The organism is Streptomyces sp. NPDC087901 (genome assembly GCF_044742205.1).
Classification (GTDB): Bacteria; Actinomycetota; Actinomycetes; order Streptomycetales; family Streptomycetaceae; genus Streptomyces.
Genome location: NZ_JBIUUC010000017.1, coordinates 90,069 through 104,569, shown reverse-complemented (window position 1 = coordinate 104,569; position 14,501 = coordinate 90,069). Strand labels below are relative to the sequence as shown.

The following is a 14,501-nucleotide window of genomic DNA, read 5'->3' as shown; positions in this document are numbered from 1 at the left end:
CCGGCGCGTCGCCGGGACGGCCGCCGGGACCGCGCACCCGCGTTCGGGACGACCGCCTGGACCGCGCACCCGCGGGTGCGGTCGTTACGCTCTGTGTCATGCGCCCGATCGGCACCGCGACCCGCGGGACCACCAACCCGAACCGGCTGCGCCGCATGGACCGCTGGATCGCCGCCACGCACGGCCCCGCCCTGCGCCGCGCCGACGCCCCCGTGGCGGTCGACCTCGGGTACGGTGCCGCCCCCTGGACCGCCGTCGAACTGCTGGAGCGCCTGCGCACCGCCGAACCGCGCACCCGCGTGGTCGGCGTCGAGATCTCCCCTGAGCGCGTCGAGGCGGCGCGGCCGTACGAGCGCGAGGGCCTCACCTTCCGGCACGGCGGCTTCGAGATCCCGCTGCCCGGGCGGCCCACGCTGATCCGGGCGGCGAACGTGCTGCGCCAGTACGACGAGGGCGAGGTGGCCGCCGTCTGGCAGCGGCTGTGCGACCGGCTCTCACCGGGCGGCCTGCTGGTGGAGGGCACCTGCGACGAGATCGGGCGCCGCCACGTGTGGGTGGCACTGGGTCCCGAGGGGCCGCGCACCGTGACCTTCGCGACCCGGCTCGGCTCCCTGGGCCGGCCGTCCGACCTCGCGGAGCGGCTGCCCAAGGCGCTGATCCACCGCAATGTGCCGGGCGAGCCCGTCCACGCGTTCCTGCGCGACTTCGACCGGGCCTGGGCTGCGGCCGCACCGTACGCCTCGCTGGGCGCCCGGCAGCGCTGGATCACGGCCGCGCGCGCGCTGTCGGGCGAGTGGCCGCTGACGGACGGCGTACGGCGGTGGCGCCAGGGCGAAGTGACGGTGAAATGGTCGGCGCTGCAACCCGAGCGGTAGCCCAACACGCGGAAAACAAGGTGAAATCCCCCGGCGCCGGGAACGACGGCGCAGCATCGTTCGTCCCAGAACAGGGGGGCCGGGCCGGGGAAGCCGGGCCGGGGCGACACGGGGATCCCGCGAGCCTGCACAGATGTGTCTGCCTCTGTTGCTTTTCGGTAGGGCATGGCACGATCTCGTCGGCACCATAAGTTACTGACGGTAAATCAGATCCGTGGGGATCCGCTCGGAGGGGGAGCTTCGTGTACCGACGCCACTGTGCCGCTGCCGCGATCACTCTGGTCTGCGCGATGGCCGTACTGGCCTCGCCCGTCCAGGCCTTCGCGGCACCCGCGCCCCCCTCGCCGGCCCCTGCCCCCTCGGGCAGGAAGAGCCTCGAAGAGGTGCGCCAGGAGATCGACGGCCTCTACCGGGCCGCCGGGTCGGCCGCGGACGCGTACAAGCTCGCCGAGGAGAAGGCCAAGAAGCAGTCGGGCGAGATCGTCAAGCTGGCCCAGGCCATAGTCGAGGGCCAGGCGAAGATCGCCGAGCTCAAGAACAGGGCGGGCGCCCAGGCCCGCGACGAGTACCGCAACGCCGGACTGCCGCCGGGCGCCCGGCTCATGCTCAGCGGCGACCCGCAGCTCTTCCTGGACGGTGTCAGCCGGGCCCGCCAGGGCCAGAAGGCCGCCAAGGGGCTCCTGGGGGAACTGAACAGGACCCAGGAGGACTTGGAGACGTACACGCAGGACGCGAGCACCAACTGGACGAAGCTCGAAGCCAGTCGCGTCAAGCAGGCAAAGGCCAAGAAGAAGATCAACGCGCAGATCGAGGCGGCGAAGAAGCTGGAGTCCCAGCTGGAGAAGAAGGAGCGCGCCCGGCTTCTCCAGCTGGAGCAGGAGGCGGAGTACAAGTCGCAGACCGCCTGGCTGGGCTCCGGCGCGCTGAAGGAGATCAACCGCGCGGCGACGGCGAGCGGCAAGAAGGCGGTGGCCTTCGCGACCTCCAAGATCGGCCTGCCGTACGTGTGGGGAGCCGAGGGCCCCAGGTCGTACGACTGCTCCGGACTGACCTCCCAGGCCTGGGCGGCGGCCGGACGGCCGATCCCGCGCACCTCGCAGGAGCAGTGGCGGCAGCTGCCGCACATCGCCATCAAGGACCTGCGCCCCGGCGACCTGATCATCTACCACAGCGACGCCAGCCACGTCGGGATGTACATCGGCGACGGCGCGATCGTGCACGCCCCGCGCCCCGGCCGCGACGTCACACTCGCCGGGGCGGGCTCGATGGAGATCCTCGGAGTGGTCCGCCCGGACAAGTAGGACGCCCCGCGGGGCGGCCGCTCCCCGCCGTGCGACCCCGCGACGCACCCCGGACACTCCCCCGCGAACACCGGCGTGAGCGGCGCCACTGTGCCCAGGACGGCGGGCGTGACCTTTGTCATGCCGCCCCGGGCACCCCGGGACGGTCACATCACGCCTGATCCGTGACCTGACGCGGCTTATGGCGGTGCATATGCCGGAGGCCGAGTGCCGTGCGCCATTCCGTTCCCGCATCCCGTACCGCTATCGTCCCCGTCTGGCGGGTCGTCGATCGTCGTCCCGCCGCGCCCTCGGGGGGAGGGAAGGAAACCCGAACCGATGCCCGTACCCGTACCGCAGCAACGTGCCGTTCCCGCTGCGGAGGCCAGCAGTGGCACCGACCTCACCCTCCTGGTGATCGAGGACGACCCCGCGGGCACCTTCAGCGTCCCGGAGCTCTCCGCCGCGGCCGGTGCCCGGGTCCGTATCCGCGCTGCCCGCAATCTGACCGAGGCGGGCCGGCTCCTCACCGACGACGTGGACTGCATCCTGCTGGACCTGGCGCTGCCGTCAGGCGCCGAGACGCGCGGCGACCGGGGGGCGGAGCCCGACGGGCTCGCCACCCTCAAGCACGTGCTGCGCATCGCACCCCGGCACGCCGTGCTCGCCATCACGGCAGAGGACGACGCCGAGCTGGCGGCCGAGGCGGTACGGGTGGGGGCACAGGACTACCTCTTCCGCGGCGAGCTGGACGGCCGGCTGCTCAGCCGCGCCATCCGTTACGCCGTCGAACGCAAACGCGCCGACGTCGCCCAGCACCAGCTCACCGAGTCCCGGCTGCGTGCCCAGGAGAACGCCCGCCTGGAGCGCGGCCTGCTGCCCACCCCGCTGCTCGACGGCTCCGATCTGCGCTTCGCGGCCCGCTACCGCCCCGGCCGCAGCCGCGCGCTGCTCGGCGGCGACTTCTACGACACGGTCCGCACGCCCGACGGCACGGTCCACGTGATGATCGGTGACGTCTGCGGCCACGGCCCGGACGAGGCGGCCCTCGGCGTCGAACTGCGCATCGCGTGGCGGGCGTTGACGCTGGCCGGACTCTGTGGCGACGAGCTGCTCTCCACGCTCCAGCAGGTGCTGGAGCACGAACGGGAGAGCGAGGAGATCTTCGCGACGCTCTGCACCGTCGACATCGCCCCCGACGGCCGCCGCGCGGGCCTGTGCCTGGCGGGCCATCCCGCACCGCTGATCGCCCGCCAGGGGCGGGCCGCGCACCTGCTCCCGTACGAGGACGGCGGCCCGGCACTCGGCCTGCTCCCGCGCGCCCGCTGGCCGCGCCGGCAGGTCGAACTGGGCGGCTCCTGGAGCCTGATGATGTACACGGACGGGCTGATCGAGGGCCGCGTCGGCAACGGCACGCAGCGACTCGGCCAGGACGGCATGGTCGCGATGATCAACCGCCAGCTGTCCGAGGGCCTGACCGGTGAGGACCTCCTGGAGGCGGCGGTCACCCACGTCCGGGAGCTGAACGGCGGCGAACTGACCGACGACGTCGCGGTCCTGCTGCTCGACCGCGACCAGGACACCGCCCGCGACACCGCCCGCCGCCGGGCAAAGAACGGCGACCGGGGCCGGAGCATCCCGCGCCCCCGCCCCGGACAGGTGTCACCCGCAGGTGCTCAACGACCGCCGTTGTAGGGCCCGTACGGACCGTCGCTGCTGGAGCCGCCGCGGCGGCCGCCGCCGCCCGATACGGCCTTGAGCGCGGGCCGCACGTCCACGAAGAACACGATGGACGCGATCAGCCCGGCGAGCTGCACGAACAGCATGGGCACCCAGAGGTTCACCACCACCGCGATGCCGAGAATGATCACCCAGAAGGACTTCTTCTGCTTGTCCGCGGCGCGGTAGGCGTCCTCGCGGGCCATCGCCGCCATGACCAGCGCGACCACGGCGAGGACGAGCATGGCCGTGTAGATCAGCCCGAGGAATGTGCTGAAGCCTTCGAGCAACATGATGTGCACCGCCTAGTCAGTGGATGAGCGCCTCGCGGCCAAGGTACCGGGACAACGACCGGGCCACCCCGAAAGGTGCCCACCCGTCCTCCCGGCACACCTGCCGGGCATCGCGCCGCTACTTGGCGGTGGGCGGCGTGGTCTTCTTGGCGACCGGCTTGCGCGCGGGCGCCTTCTTGGCGGGCGCGGGGGCCGGCTTGGCCTCGGCCTTGACGGTCTTGGGCGCGGGCTTGGCGGCAGATGCCGGCTTGGCGGCGGGCTTCGGCTCGGCCTTGGGCTCCGCCTTCACCGTCGCCGGCTTCGACTCCTTGCGCGGCTCGACGACGACGGCGATCTCGACGATCTCCTCGGCGGTCTCACCACGCCACGTCCGCACGGTCTGCTCGCCGCGCTCGGCGACCTTCTCGTACGTCTCCCGGGCCCTGACCGCGTACTCCGCGGCCACGCCGACGCTGCGCAGCGCCAGGTCCTGCGCGCTCTCGCCCAGCTTCTTCAGATCGGTGTCGAACGCCCCGATCACCTCGGTGACCTTGGCCTGAAGGGTGGCCTGCGCCTCCTTGGCCTGCCCGGCCACCTTCTCCTGCACGGCCTTGGGGTCGGTGTTGCGCACCGCCTCGATGCGCTCGGGCGCCTCGGCCCGCAGCTGCTCGATCAGGGCCGGAACCTTCCGGGCCTGCTGCACGGCGAGGTCGGCCGTACCGGCGGCGAAGTAGAGGGGGGTCGGGTCGGTGAGGGTCTTACGCAGGTCATCGGTGATGGCCATGACTGTGGTCCTCCCGGATCATCAGACTCATTGTGAGGGTTTTGAAGGCTTTGAACCTGTATCGGCAGCACTGCCGTCGGCACTGAAGGGCGCATCCGCACCGGACGCGCGCCCCTCGCCGTCCGCGGAGTCCGCGGAGTCCGCGGAGTCGTTCACGGGTCCGTCCTCGAACCCGTTCTCCTTGCGGAAGGAGGCATAGATCTGCAGCAGCACGCTCTTCTGCCGCTCGTTGATCGACGGATCGGCCAGAATCACCGCCCGCGTCTCCAGCTCGTCCCGCTCCCGCTCGTCCAGGATCCCGGCCCGTACGTACAGGGTCTCGGCAGAGATCCGCAGCGCCTTGGCGACCTGCTGGAGGACCTCGGCACTGGGCTTGCGCAGCCCGCGCTCGATCTGGCTGAGGTAGGGATTGGACACCCCGGCGGCATCGGCGAGCTGCCGCAGCGACAGCTGCGCGGTACGGCGCTGCTCGCGCAGGTACTCGCCGAGATTGCCGACGTTGAGTGAGGCCATATCCCGATAGTGGACCCCCGCTGCTAACTTTTGCAAGCAGGCGCTTGCAAAAGTGTTCGGCGCCACTCGGACGGGTCATGATGGCCGGGTGACCGGAGTCCGTTGCCGGCCCTCGGGCCTCCTGTCGGTCGGCCGTACCGGCCGGTGCCGGGGCAACGCGCTCGCAACAGTCGGACGGACGTCACCACACATCCAACCGCCGGGCCTTCCAACCCGTCGAACCTCCCGGTCGGAGCGCTAGAGACGTGTCGCAGTCCGGATGAGGTCGGCGACGGCTCTGGACCGGCTGTGCGGTGGCCAGGCGATCACGGTGGTGACTGTCGGCGCGTCCAGCACGGGCACGGCGGCGAGGTCACCGTGCAGTTGGGCTCGGCACGACTCCGGTGAGACCGCGCAGGCACGGCCGAGGGCGACGAGCTGCAACAGCTGCGCGTGGTCGCGGACCTGCGGGCCGGGGCCGGGCGGGTAGGTGCCGTCGGGGTTGGGCCAGCGCGGCAGGGGCAGGCCCGGCAGTCCGGCGATATCGGCCATGTGTACGTTCGCCCGGGCGGTGAGCGGATGTCCGGACGGCAGGACCACAACCTGGCCCTCCGTGCCGAGCTCTTCTGTGTCGAACCCGGCTGTCGAGTCGAACGGCCGGTGCAACAGCGCCACGTCGGCCCGGCCCTCGCGCAGGAGTCGTCCCTGCTCGGCCGGACCGCACAGGATGACGTCGACGGGGACCGCGCCGGGTTCGGCGGCGTATGCGTCGAGCAGTTTCGCCAGCAGTTCTCTGGACGCGCTGGCCTTCGTGACCAGGACCAGGCCGGGACGGCCGGTCGCAGAAGGGGCGGCGCGGCGGGTCCGGCGCTCGGCGGCGTCGACCGCGTCGAGGGCCGCCCGGCCCTCGACCAACAGCACCCCGCCCGCCTCGGTGAGCGTAACGGTGCGGCTGGTCCGATCCAGTAGCGCTGCCCCGAGCCGGCGTTCGAGCTGCTGGATCGCCCGCGACAGAGGCGGCTGCGCGATCCCGAGCCGCTGCGCGGCGCGCCCGAAGTGCAGCTCTTCAGCGACAGCGACGAAATAGCGCAGTTCCCGGGTCTCCATATCGCCACGGTACCCCGGATCAATACCCTGACGGTATCGTTGCCCACCCTATCGGTCTTGGACCCCCACCGGGCTCCGAGAGCAGCATGGTCCTCATGAGCGAACGAACGATTGCGCTGGTCACCGGCGCGAACAAGGGAATCGGCTACGAGATCGCCGCGGGCCTGGGCGCCCTCGGCTGGAGCGTCGGCGTCGGCGCCCGCGACGATCAGCGCCGTGAGGCCGCGGTGGAGAAACTGCGCGCCGCCGGCGTCGACGCGTTCGGCGTACCACTGGACGTGACCGACGACGCGAGCGCGACCGCCGCCGCACAGCTGATCGAGGCACAGGCCGGGCACCTCGACGTGCTCGTCAACAACGCCGCCATCACCGGCGGCATGCCGCAGGAACCCACCCAGGTCGATCCCGCCACCATCCGAACGGTCGTGGAGACCAACGTGATCGGCGTCATCCGTGTCACCAACGCGATGATGCCGCTGCTGCGCCGCTCTGCCTCACCACGGATCGTGAACATGTCCAGCAGTGTCGGCTCCCTCACCCGGCAGTCGGGAACCGCTGCCGAGCAGACGACGGGTCCGGTGGCCGTGGCCTACGCGCCGTCGAAAACGTTCCTGAACGCTGTCACCCTCCAGTACGCCCGGGAGCTGAACGGCACGAACATCCTGATCAACGCCGGCTGCCCCGGCTACGTCGCGACGGACCTCAACGGCTTCCGCGGCGTGCGCACCCCCGAACAGGGGGCGGCGATCGCCATCAAACTCGCGACCCTGCCCGACGACGGCCCGACCGGCCAGTTCTTCGACGACGCCGGTGCAGTGCCCTGGTGATGCCCACGGCAGTCATCACCCGCCGAGGTGAGGCGGCTTCGCCCTGGCAGCCACGATCAGGCTGTCGCGTCAGTCGGCCGGCGATGCCCCACGCCGGACGGAGAAGCGCCCCGGCCGACGGCCCCCGGTGCGGGCATGAACCGTCCGTTCTCCTCCCGCACCGGCCACCCCCGCTTCTCCACTGCGTGATCAAACGGTTCCGCACATGGTCACGCCGTCACGCGGTACAGCCGGGAGGGGCCGAGGTCATTCCGTCTCCGCGCACTCGTCGACGAAGGCGCAGAGCCGGCGGATCGGACTGAGGCAGGTGGCGGGGTCGACGGTGGGTTGCATGTGGGGTGCGTCGTGGAGCCACTGTTCCCACATGCCGCCGGGGCCCAGGAAGCGTGCGGCTTGATCGTCTCCGAGGTTCAGGTCGGTGGAGATGAGGGCGCCCATGACCACGACCTGGTCGTAGGCGAGGTCGGGGCGGCGAAGGTAGCGATCGAGATAGGCGCCCAGCAGACCGGCGTCGCGCGGAGTGCCGAAACCGGCCAGGGCCACGCAGTACGCCGACCCCACACAGCAGACCTCGCTGGCCAGCAGCAGCTCACCGATCCGCTCACGGAATTCGGTCCGGCGGCCGACGGCGATGAGCCACGTGGCGGTCCTCCGCTCACGCCACCCGCCCTTGAGAAGGGTGGCGATCTCGTCCGGGGTGACGAGTCGCGCGTCTTCGCCAAGAGCTCGCACGAATCGGTCGCGCTCGGGACCGGGCATGCGCAGCACACCGCCGCCGAGCTTCAGATAGCGGCGCTCCGGCGTGACATAGCGGCGGACCAGGGCCAGTAGTTCGGCATCCTCATGGGCGTGGTGCATCACAGGATGATCCTGGCTGACCGATCCGCAATCGAGCCAGATTTTTTGAAGTCATGCCGCTCAACCCCGCCACTGATCAGGGGCAGACCTCGCCCGTTCAGGGGGCGGGAGTGTTGATGTCCGGCACCGTCAGCTCGCGCCGAGTGGTTCGGTTTCCTCGGTGTCGAGCTGGTGGTCGGCCCAGATGTAGCTTTCGGGAAGCAGATCGGTGATGGAGACCGTCCGGAGCCGGTCGCCGGCCCCGACGATGACCTTCAGGGCCGGGAAGTAGTCGAGAAGGACCTGACGACACCGTCCGCACGGGGGGACGACCCCTCGTTCTCGGTCGCCCACGGCGACGATCGTGTCCAGCTCGTAGGCGCCCTGGGCGGCCGCCGTGCCGAGGAGAACCAGCTCTGCGCAGGGGCCGCCGGTGAAGTGGTACGCGTTCACCGCGGTGACGATCCGGCCGTCCTGGGCACGGGCTGCGGCCGCCATGGTGTGGTTGTCGCCCCGGCAGCGAGTGCGCGCCACGTGGGCCGCGGCCTGGATGAGTTCGTGGTCGACGTGGGGAGCATGCGTGGTCATCGTCTCTGCCTTCGTGAGGTGTCGGGCGACGGAGGTGTCAGGCGACGTTGACCCGCGTGACGACGGCGCGCAAGCGAATATCGGCTGTGCGCCTGTTCCGCCGGATGACGCAGCGGCTGATCATGCCGCCCTGCTCTTCGTGGTCGGCGTGGTCGGCAGATACCGAAGAACGAGCGATGTCCGGGGCGGTCACTTCCGCGGCACCCGGTGCCGAGCCGGTGAGCCGTGGCCGGGCACCGTCAGCCGCCCGCCGTGGCCGTCCAGTTGGCACTGATCCGAGCAGCCACGGAGAAGTCCTCCTCACAGTCCGGGCAGGTCGCATCGCCGAAGACGTAGGTCAGCATCCTGGCGACCTCTTGCCGGCCGTCGGCGATCGCGACAGCGTGGAGACGTCGGCCGATGCCCGTCAGGCCGGTGGGCTCAGTGGGACGCAGAGGCCTCTTCCTCACCTCATCGTCCGACGTCGCGTAATCACCGACGGCCGAGAAGAACCCGTGCTCGCCCACGACGATGAACATCACCGCCGCACAGCCGAAGCCGGGGCAGGACACCTCGTACTCCTCGTTCGTGAGCCCCCATGCCAGGCCTTCGCTCCAGCCGAAGACGCCCTCGAAACTCAGTACGGCTTCCAAGAGGTAGATGTACTCGCTGCGATCGGCAGCCGTTCGAAGGTGCTCGTTCGCGAGGGACAGCAAGGCCGCCACCTCGGAGGCGTGCTTCACGCGGACGTTGCCCGCCCCGTGCGACTGGTCGGCACCCGCCATGATCGCGCCCGCCAGCGTCAGCGCGCTCACCGCCTGATCCCGGTCGTCCGCGCCGGCCATGGCGGCCAGCCAGGGCAGCGCCGCGAAGCTGGCCGAGTACACGCTGCCCTGGTGGCACAACGCCGACCAGAGGTCGCTCCAGTGCTCGGAAGCCGGATCGGACGCGATCCGGTCCAGCAGAGCCGGTATGTCCTCGGCGGAGCCGTACGCGTGACTGAGCTGCGACCAATCCGTCATGCGGGCATCAAACCAGGTTCATCGAAACGGACAGCCCCACGCCCTGCCGGTCGGCCTGAACGCCCGCTGCCCGGTCCGACTGTGCACATGCGCATGTGCATGATGCGCGGGCAGTAGGCTTCCGGCCACTTCCCGTATCGCTCGTCCGCAATGGAGCACACCATGGCAATAGCCCGCTCGTCCGCAGCAACCTGGAGCCTCGCCGTCATCGCAGCGGGCGTGCTGCTCGCCGGCTGTTCGGGCTCCGTCAGCGTGGGCGACTCCGAGCCGAAGCTGTCCAAGGAGAAGCTGGGCACCACGGTCGCCAAGAAGCTCGCCGCCACGACGGGCCAGCCGACGCCGGACGTCACGTGCCCCGAGGACCTCGTCGGGAAGGTCGGCACCACCACCCGTTGCAAGCTCACAGCAGGTGATGGCAGCACCCTGGGTGTGTCGGTGACCGTTACGTCTGTCGTCGACAAGCAGATCAACTTCGACATCAAGGCCGACGACACGGTGACCCCGGCTGCGCAATGACCGGTCAGCCGTACATCGCCGCCTGGTAGAAGGCCGCCAGCGCACCGTCGACGGGGTGCGGCTGCGGTCTGCCGTCGGAGCCGAGCCTGTTCCACCGCTGCATGTTCACCGCGACCGCCATCTGCCGCCGGCCGTCGGCACGGGTCATCGCCAGCGCGCCGCCACCCCAGACCGTGCCGCCATGTCCCCAGAAGGTGCCCTGGCCCGGACCTTCCATCGGGTGCAGACCGAGGCCGTACTCGATCACCCTTCCCTCCTGGGAGACCACGGGGACGGTGCGGCGCATCTCCTCCAGCGACGACGGGCCGACGATCTTCCCGGCCAGCAGCGCGCCGTAGAACCGGTTGAGGTCCGCGACGGTCGATATCAGCGAGGCCGACGGCCCCACCCACGACATGTCGTAGACGCTGTAGTCGCGCGGAGGGTCGATCATGCCGAACCACGACTCGTAGAGCCGCGAGTGCGGCCCGTCGACGTGCGGCCCGGTGGGGAGTTCGGTGTCCCGGAGCCCGGCGCGCTCGATGACGTTGCGGGTGATGTACCGCTCGGCCGTGGTGCCGGCCGCCTGCTCCAGGAGTTGGACGAGGAGCAGGTAGTTGGTGTTGGAGTACAGCCCGGGCGCGCCGCCCGGGGTGCCGACGGCAGGGGCGGCCACCCCCATCTCGATCAGTTCGACGGGGTCGAACCGCGTGAACCGGTGGTCGTCCAGGCTCTCCGGTCCCGTCTCCGCGAGGACGGGAAACGCCTTGAGGGACGGGTAGGCGTACGGGAGGTACTCGGCGAGGCCGCTGGTGTGGTTGAGCAGCATCCGGACCGTGATCGCGGCACCGCGCTCTCCGGGCACCAGCTCCGGGAGGCAGGAGCCGATCGGTGTGTCCAGAGCGATCCGGCCGCTCTCGACCTGCTGCAGGACCGCGGCGGCGGTGAAGGTCTTGGTGATGCTGCCGACGCGGTGCCGCATGGCGGCGGTGACCGGGCGTCCGGTGGAGACATCGGCGACGCCGGCGGCGCCGCGCCAGACCTGGTCGCCGTCCCGCACCTCGGCGAACAGCCCCGGCATCCCGGCGCGGTGGACGTTCTCGATGGCCGCGTTCAGCGCTGCGGAATCCAGTGGGTTCTTCACGTCATGCGTCCTTCCGTATTCCCCGGGGTGAGCGCCGCATCGGGCGCACGACCCGGGACAACAGGGCACGAGCGGCATACCGGCCCGCCTTCACAGGCCGTCCGGCACACCCATGTCCTCATTATGCACGCGGTGCGTGCAACACCAAGTGCATAAGTTAGGCTGAGATCCGGCGAGAGGAGCAAGATGGCAGGCCGAAGGCGTTGGTCGACCGAAGAGATCCTGGATGCGGCGGCGGAGCTGCTGCGCACGAGCGACGCGGACTCGTTCAGCGTGCGCAAACTGGCCGCGGCCCTCGGGACGGATTCCTCCAGCCTGTACCGGCACTTCCGCAGCAAGACCGAACTGCTGCGCGCGGTCGCCGACCGGATCCTCCTGGCCGCCATGGACGGCTACCGCGCCGAGGGGGACTGGAAGCAGCGCCTCACGGCCCTGGCCCTGCGCCTGCGGGAGGCCTTCGGCCGACAGCCGCAGCTTGCCGCGGTCTGGGGACGTTACGCGTCGAGCGGCACCGGTTCCCGCATGGTCATGGAGGAGGTGCTGCAGGCGTTGCGCGCGTCGGGACTGCCCGACGAGGAGATCCCTGTGCGCTACCACCGGATCGCGGTCCTCATCGCCGCGCTGATCGCCTCCGAGGCCGGGGGCAGCACGGTCGGCCCGGAAGAGCATGAACAGGGCATGGAGCTGTTCCGCGTGGCCGTCCTGGGCGCCGATCCCGAGCGCTTCCCGGCCCTGGCCCACTTCGCGCGTGACGTCCGCCCCCTCGGCGCGGACCGCCGCGCCGCGTTCGAGGAGCTCCTCGAAGCCCAACTCCACCAGATCGAGGGCGTGGTCCGCGCACGTCAGTAGGGCTTCGGCAGGTGGTGGCGCCGGTCCGCCACGACGTGGGCCGTCAGGCGGGACGCGCGCTGCGGAACGCGCGCCGGTAGCTGTCGGGCGGGACGCCCACAGTCTTCTTGAACTGACGCCGAAGCGTCGTGGCGGTCCCCATGCCGGTGGCCTGGGCAACCGCCTCGATGCTCTCGTCGGTGGCCTCCAGCAGCTCCTGGGCACGGCGTACGCGCTGGATCAGAAGCCACTGGATCGGCGTCTGCCCGAGCACCGACCGGAACTGCCGCCCGAGGTGACGCGGGCTCGTGTTCGCCTTCCGCGCCATGTCGGTCACGGACAGCGGCTGGTCCAGCCGCTGCTGGACCCAGGCGAGCAACTGGGCGAGCGCGTGGTCGCCCGAGGCCTGCACCGGCGTGGACGCGAACTGAGCCTGGCCGCCCGGCCGGTGGGGTTGCATGACGAGGCGGCGAGCCACCGAGTTGGCGACGGCCGCGCCGTGGTCGAGGTGGATCAGGTGCAGGCAGAGATCCACCGCGGCGGCCTTGCCCGCGGACGTGAAAACGCTGCCGTTGTCGGTGTACAGGACGTCCGGGTCGACCTCGGCCAGCGGATGGCGGGCGCTCAGATCGGCCGCGTGGGCCCAGTGCGTGGTGGCCCGCCGGCCGTCCAGCAGACCCGCGGCACCGAGCACGAACGCCCCGGTGCACAGCGAGGCGACCCGCGCGCCCGCCTCGTGCGCCGCGCGCACCGCTTCGACCAGCTCCGCCGGCGGCGGTACGTCGACGTCGGCGCACGCCGGCACGATCACGGTGTCTGCGGTCGCCACCCGGTCCAGCCCCTGGTCCGGCTCGACCCTGAACGGGCCGACCTGCACCGGACCCGGCCCACAGAGCAGTACGTCGTACCAGCCCTCCGTCGCCTCGCGCGGCGGGTTGCCGAAGATCTCGTACGCCACCGCCAGTTCGAAGTGCAACAGGTCACCGGCGGTCAGCAGAGCGACAGTTGGCATGTCCGAAAGTGTACGCATGATGTCGGTCCGGACCATCACGGCCGAGCACCACCCACGCCGAGACTGGGGTCCTCACCACATCGAGAGCGGGGAACCATGAGTACAGCAGCTGCGGTAGTGGTCTACGGGGCGACGGGACACACCGGTCGCTTCATCGTCGCCGAGCTGCGCCGGCGCGGTTTCACCCCGGTCGTCTCCGGCCGGAACGCGGCCCGGCTGGAGGCACTGGCGGCCGAGTGGGGAGACGTGGAGGTGCGGCCGGCCGGCGTGGACGACGCGGGCGCGCTGGACCGGGCCCTCGCCGGCGCGGCCGCCGTCATCAACTGCGCCGGACCCTTCGCGGTGACCGGCGGCCCCGTCGTCGAGGCCGCCCTGCGGGCGGGCATCCCGTACGTCGACGTCGCGGCGGAGATCGAGGCGAACGTCGCGATGTTCGCCGACCACACGGAGGCGGCCCGGAAGTCGGGCATCCCGGTGGTGCCGGCGATGGCCTTCTACGGCGGTCTCGGCGACCTGTTGGTCACCGCGGCGATGGGCGAGTGGACGGCCGCGGACTCGGTGGATGTGGCGTACGGACTGAGCAGTTGGCGTCCGACGGCCGGCACCCGGGAGGCGGGGCAGGTGTCCCACGACCGCCGCGCGGGCCGCCGGGTGCGTTTCGCGGACGGCGCGCTGCGCTACCACGACGACAAGGTGTCGCAGGAGGAGTGGCTCTTCCCCGAACCGCTGGGGCGGCGCACGGTGATCGCGGAGTTCACCATGGCCGATGTCGTCACCGTCCCCAGCCACGTGAAGGTGCCCGAGGTCCGCACCCACATGTCCGTCGAGGCGGCGGGCGACCTGGCCGGGGAGGACACTCCGGCGCCGGAGGCGGTCGACGCGCTGGGCCGCTCGGACCAGACGTTCGTCGTCGACGTCCTGGTCCGCGCGGGCGGCGCCGAGCGCCGCGCCACGGCACGCGGTCAGGACATCTACGCGGTCACCGCACCCCTGGCGGTGGAGGCCGTCGAGCGCATCCTGACCGGCCGCACGAGGGCCACGGGTGTGGCCTCGGCCGGGGCGATGTTCGACGCGGCGGACTTCCTCCGCTCCCTGGCCCCGTACCTGTCGGTCGACCTTCCGGCCTGACCGGACCCGCACCTCCGTACGCATGCGAAGCGGAACGGGTGCGCAGCCGCGGGGCCGGACCGCACCCCCGCCGGAGGGGCGCGGGCAGCCGGAAATCGATCTGGTCTCCCAT

17 protein-coding genes are annotated in these 14,501 nt (G+C 71.1%); 7 read left to right on the top strand and 10 right to left on the bottom strand.

Going from position 1 to position 14,501, the window contains the following annotated elements:
• The first annotated feature begins 98 nt into the window (after positions 1 to 98).
• From ACIOEW_RS35610 to ACIOEW_RS35600, 3 genes are all read left to right on the top strand, one after another.
• A complete protein-coding gene (locus ACIOEW_RS35610; RefSeq protein ID WP_362552153.1) occupies positions 99 to 875 on the top strand; it encodes a class I SAM-dependent methyltransferase in 777 nt (258 codons plus the stop codon).
• Positions 876 to 1,117: 242 nt separating this feature from the next.
• Complete coding sequence (locus ACIOEW_RS35605) at positions 1,118 to 2,176, top strand: NlpC/P60 family protein (RefSeq protein WP_401969153.1); 1,059 nt, start codon at positions 1,118 to 1,120, stop codon at positions 2,174 to 2,176.
• A gap of 318 nt (positions 2,177 to 2,494) precedes the next feature.
• A complete protein-coding gene (locus ACIOEW_RS35600) occupies positions 2,495 to 3,850 on the top strand; it encodes a PP2C family protein-serine/threonine phosphatase (RefSeq protein ID WP_401969151.1) in 1,356 nt (451 codons plus the stop codon).
• Here the strand turns inward: ACIOEW_RS35600 and ACIOEW_RS35595 are convergent.
• The 4 genes from ACIOEW_RS35595 to ACIOEW_RS35580 form a co-directional block, all read right to left on the bottom strand.
• Positions 3,832 to 4,167 carry a DUF2516 family protein gene (locus tag ACIOEW_RS35595; RefSeq protein ID WP_401969148.1) on the bottom strand — a complete coding sequence of 112 codons (336 nt, stop codon included), beginning with the start codon at positions 4,165 to 4,167 and terminating at the stop codon, positions 3,832 to 3,834. The genes ACIOEW_RS35600 and ACIOEW_RS35595 overlap by 19 nt on opposite strands.
• Before the next feature lie 118 nt (positions 4,168 to 4,285).
• Entirely contained in the window at positions 4,286 to 4,930 is a 645-nt protein-coding gene (locus tag ACIOEW_RS35590) for a hypothetical protein (RefSeq protein ID WP_362552141.1), read from the bottom strand.
• Positions 4,931 to 4,957: 27 nt separating this feature from the next.
• Complete coding sequence (locus ACIOEW_RS35585; RefSeq protein WP_401969145.1) at positions 4,958 to 5,443, bottom strand: helix-turn-helix domain-containing protein; 486 nt, start codon at positions 5,441 to 5,443, stop codon at positions 4,958 to 4,960.
• 237 nt (positions 5,444 to 5,680) lie between these two features.
• Positions 5,681 to 6,529, bottom strand: coding sequence for a LysR family transcriptional regulator (locus ACIOEW_RS35580; RefSeq protein WP_401969142.1), 849 nt, complete (start codon positions 6,527 to 6,529; stop codon positions 5,681 to 5,683).
• A 95-nt stretch (positions 6,530 to 6,624) separates the two neighbouring features.
• Between ACIOEW_RS35580 and ACIOEW_RS35575 the strand changes: the two genes are divergently transcribed.
• Positions 6,625 to 7,356, top strand: coding sequence for an SDR family NAD(P)-dependent oxidoreductase (locus ACIOEW_RS35575; RefSeq protein WP_401969139.1), 732 nt, complete (start codon positions 6,625 to 6,627; stop codon positions 7,354 to 7,356).
• 246 nt (positions 7,357 to 7,602) lie between these two features.
• On the opposite strand, the gene ACIOEW_RS35570 is transcribed toward ACIOEW_RS35575, so the two are convergent.
• The 4 genes from ACIOEW_RS35570 to ACIOEW_RS35555 form a co-directional block, all read right to left on the bottom strand.
• Positions 7,603 to 8,214, bottom strand: coding sequence for a DUF6000 family protein (locus ACIOEW_RS35570; protein ID WP_401969137.1), 612 nt, complete (start codon positions 8,212 to 8,214; stop codon positions 7,603 to 7,605).
• 129 nt (positions 8,215 to 8,343) lie between these two features.
• Positions 8,344 to 8,781 carry a cytidine deaminase gene (locus ACIOEW_RS35565; protein WP_362552111.1) on the bottom strand — a complete coding sequence of 146 codons (438 nt, stop codon included), beginning with the start codon at positions 8,779 to 8,781 and terminating at the stop codon, positions 8,344 to 8,346.
• Positions 8,782 to 8,818: 37 nt separating this feature from the next.
• Entirely contained in the window at positions 8,819 to 8,974 is a 156-nt protein-coding gene (locus ACIOEW_RS35560) for a hypothetical protein (protein ID WP_401969135.1), read from the bottom strand.
• A gap of 46 nt (positions 8,975 to 9,020) precedes the next feature.
• Positions 9,021 to 9,782, bottom strand: coding sequence for a hypothetical protein (locus ACIOEW_RS35555; protein WP_362552109.1), 762 nt, complete (start codon positions 9,780 to 9,782; stop codon positions 9,021 to 9,023).
• 162 nt (positions 9,783 to 9,944) lie between these two features.
• Between ACIOEW_RS35555 and ACIOEW_RS35550 the strand changes: the two genes are divergently transcribed.
• The gene (locus ACIOEW_RS35550; RefSeq protein WP_401969133.1) at positions 9,945 to 10,298 is read left to right on the top strand and encodes a DUF4333 domain-containing protein; all 354 of its coding nucleotides are present in this window, start codon (positions 9,945 to 9,947) and stop codon (positions 10,296 to 10,298) included.
• Between the two features lie 4 nt (positions 10,299 to 10,302).
• Here ACIOEW_RS35550 and ACIOEW_RS35545 read toward each other — a convergent pair whose 3' ends face one another.
• Positions 10,303 to 11,421, bottom strand: a complete 1,119-nt coding sequence (locus ACIOEW_RS35545) for a serine hydrolase domain-containing protein (protein ID WP_401969131.1) — start codon at positions 11,419 to 11,421, stop codon at positions 10,303 to 10,305.
• Positions 11,422 to 11,607: 186 nt separating this feature from the next.
• Between ACIOEW_RS35545 and ACIOEW_RS35540 the strand changes: the two genes are divergently transcribed.
• Entirely contained in the window at positions 11,608 to 12,270 is a 663-nt protein-coding gene (locus ACIOEW_RS35540; protein WP_401969130.1) for a TetR/AcrR family transcriptional regulator, read from the top strand.
• A gap of 43 nt (positions 12,271 to 12,313) precedes the next feature.
• Here ACIOEW_RS35540 and ACIOEW_RS35535 read toward each other — a convergent pair whose 3' ends face one another.
• Positions 12,314 to 13,261 (bottom strand): helix-turn-helix domain-containing protein, encoded by a 948-nt coding sequence (locus tag ACIOEW_RS35535; protein WP_362552097.1) that lies wholly within the window; start codon positions 13,259 to 13,261, stop codon positions 12,314 to 12,316.
• Positions 13,262 to 13,357: 96 nt separating this feature from the next.
• Here ACIOEW_RS35535 and ACIOEW_RS35530 point away from each other — a divergent pair, with 96 nt between their 5' ends.
• Complete coding sequence (locus ACIOEW_RS35530; RefSeq protein WP_401969127.1) at positions 13,358 to 14,389, top strand: saccharopine dehydrogenase family protein; 1,032 nt, start codon at positions 13,358 to 13,360, stop codon at positions 14,387 to 14,389.
• Positions 14,390 to 14,501 lie beyond the last annotated feature (112 nt).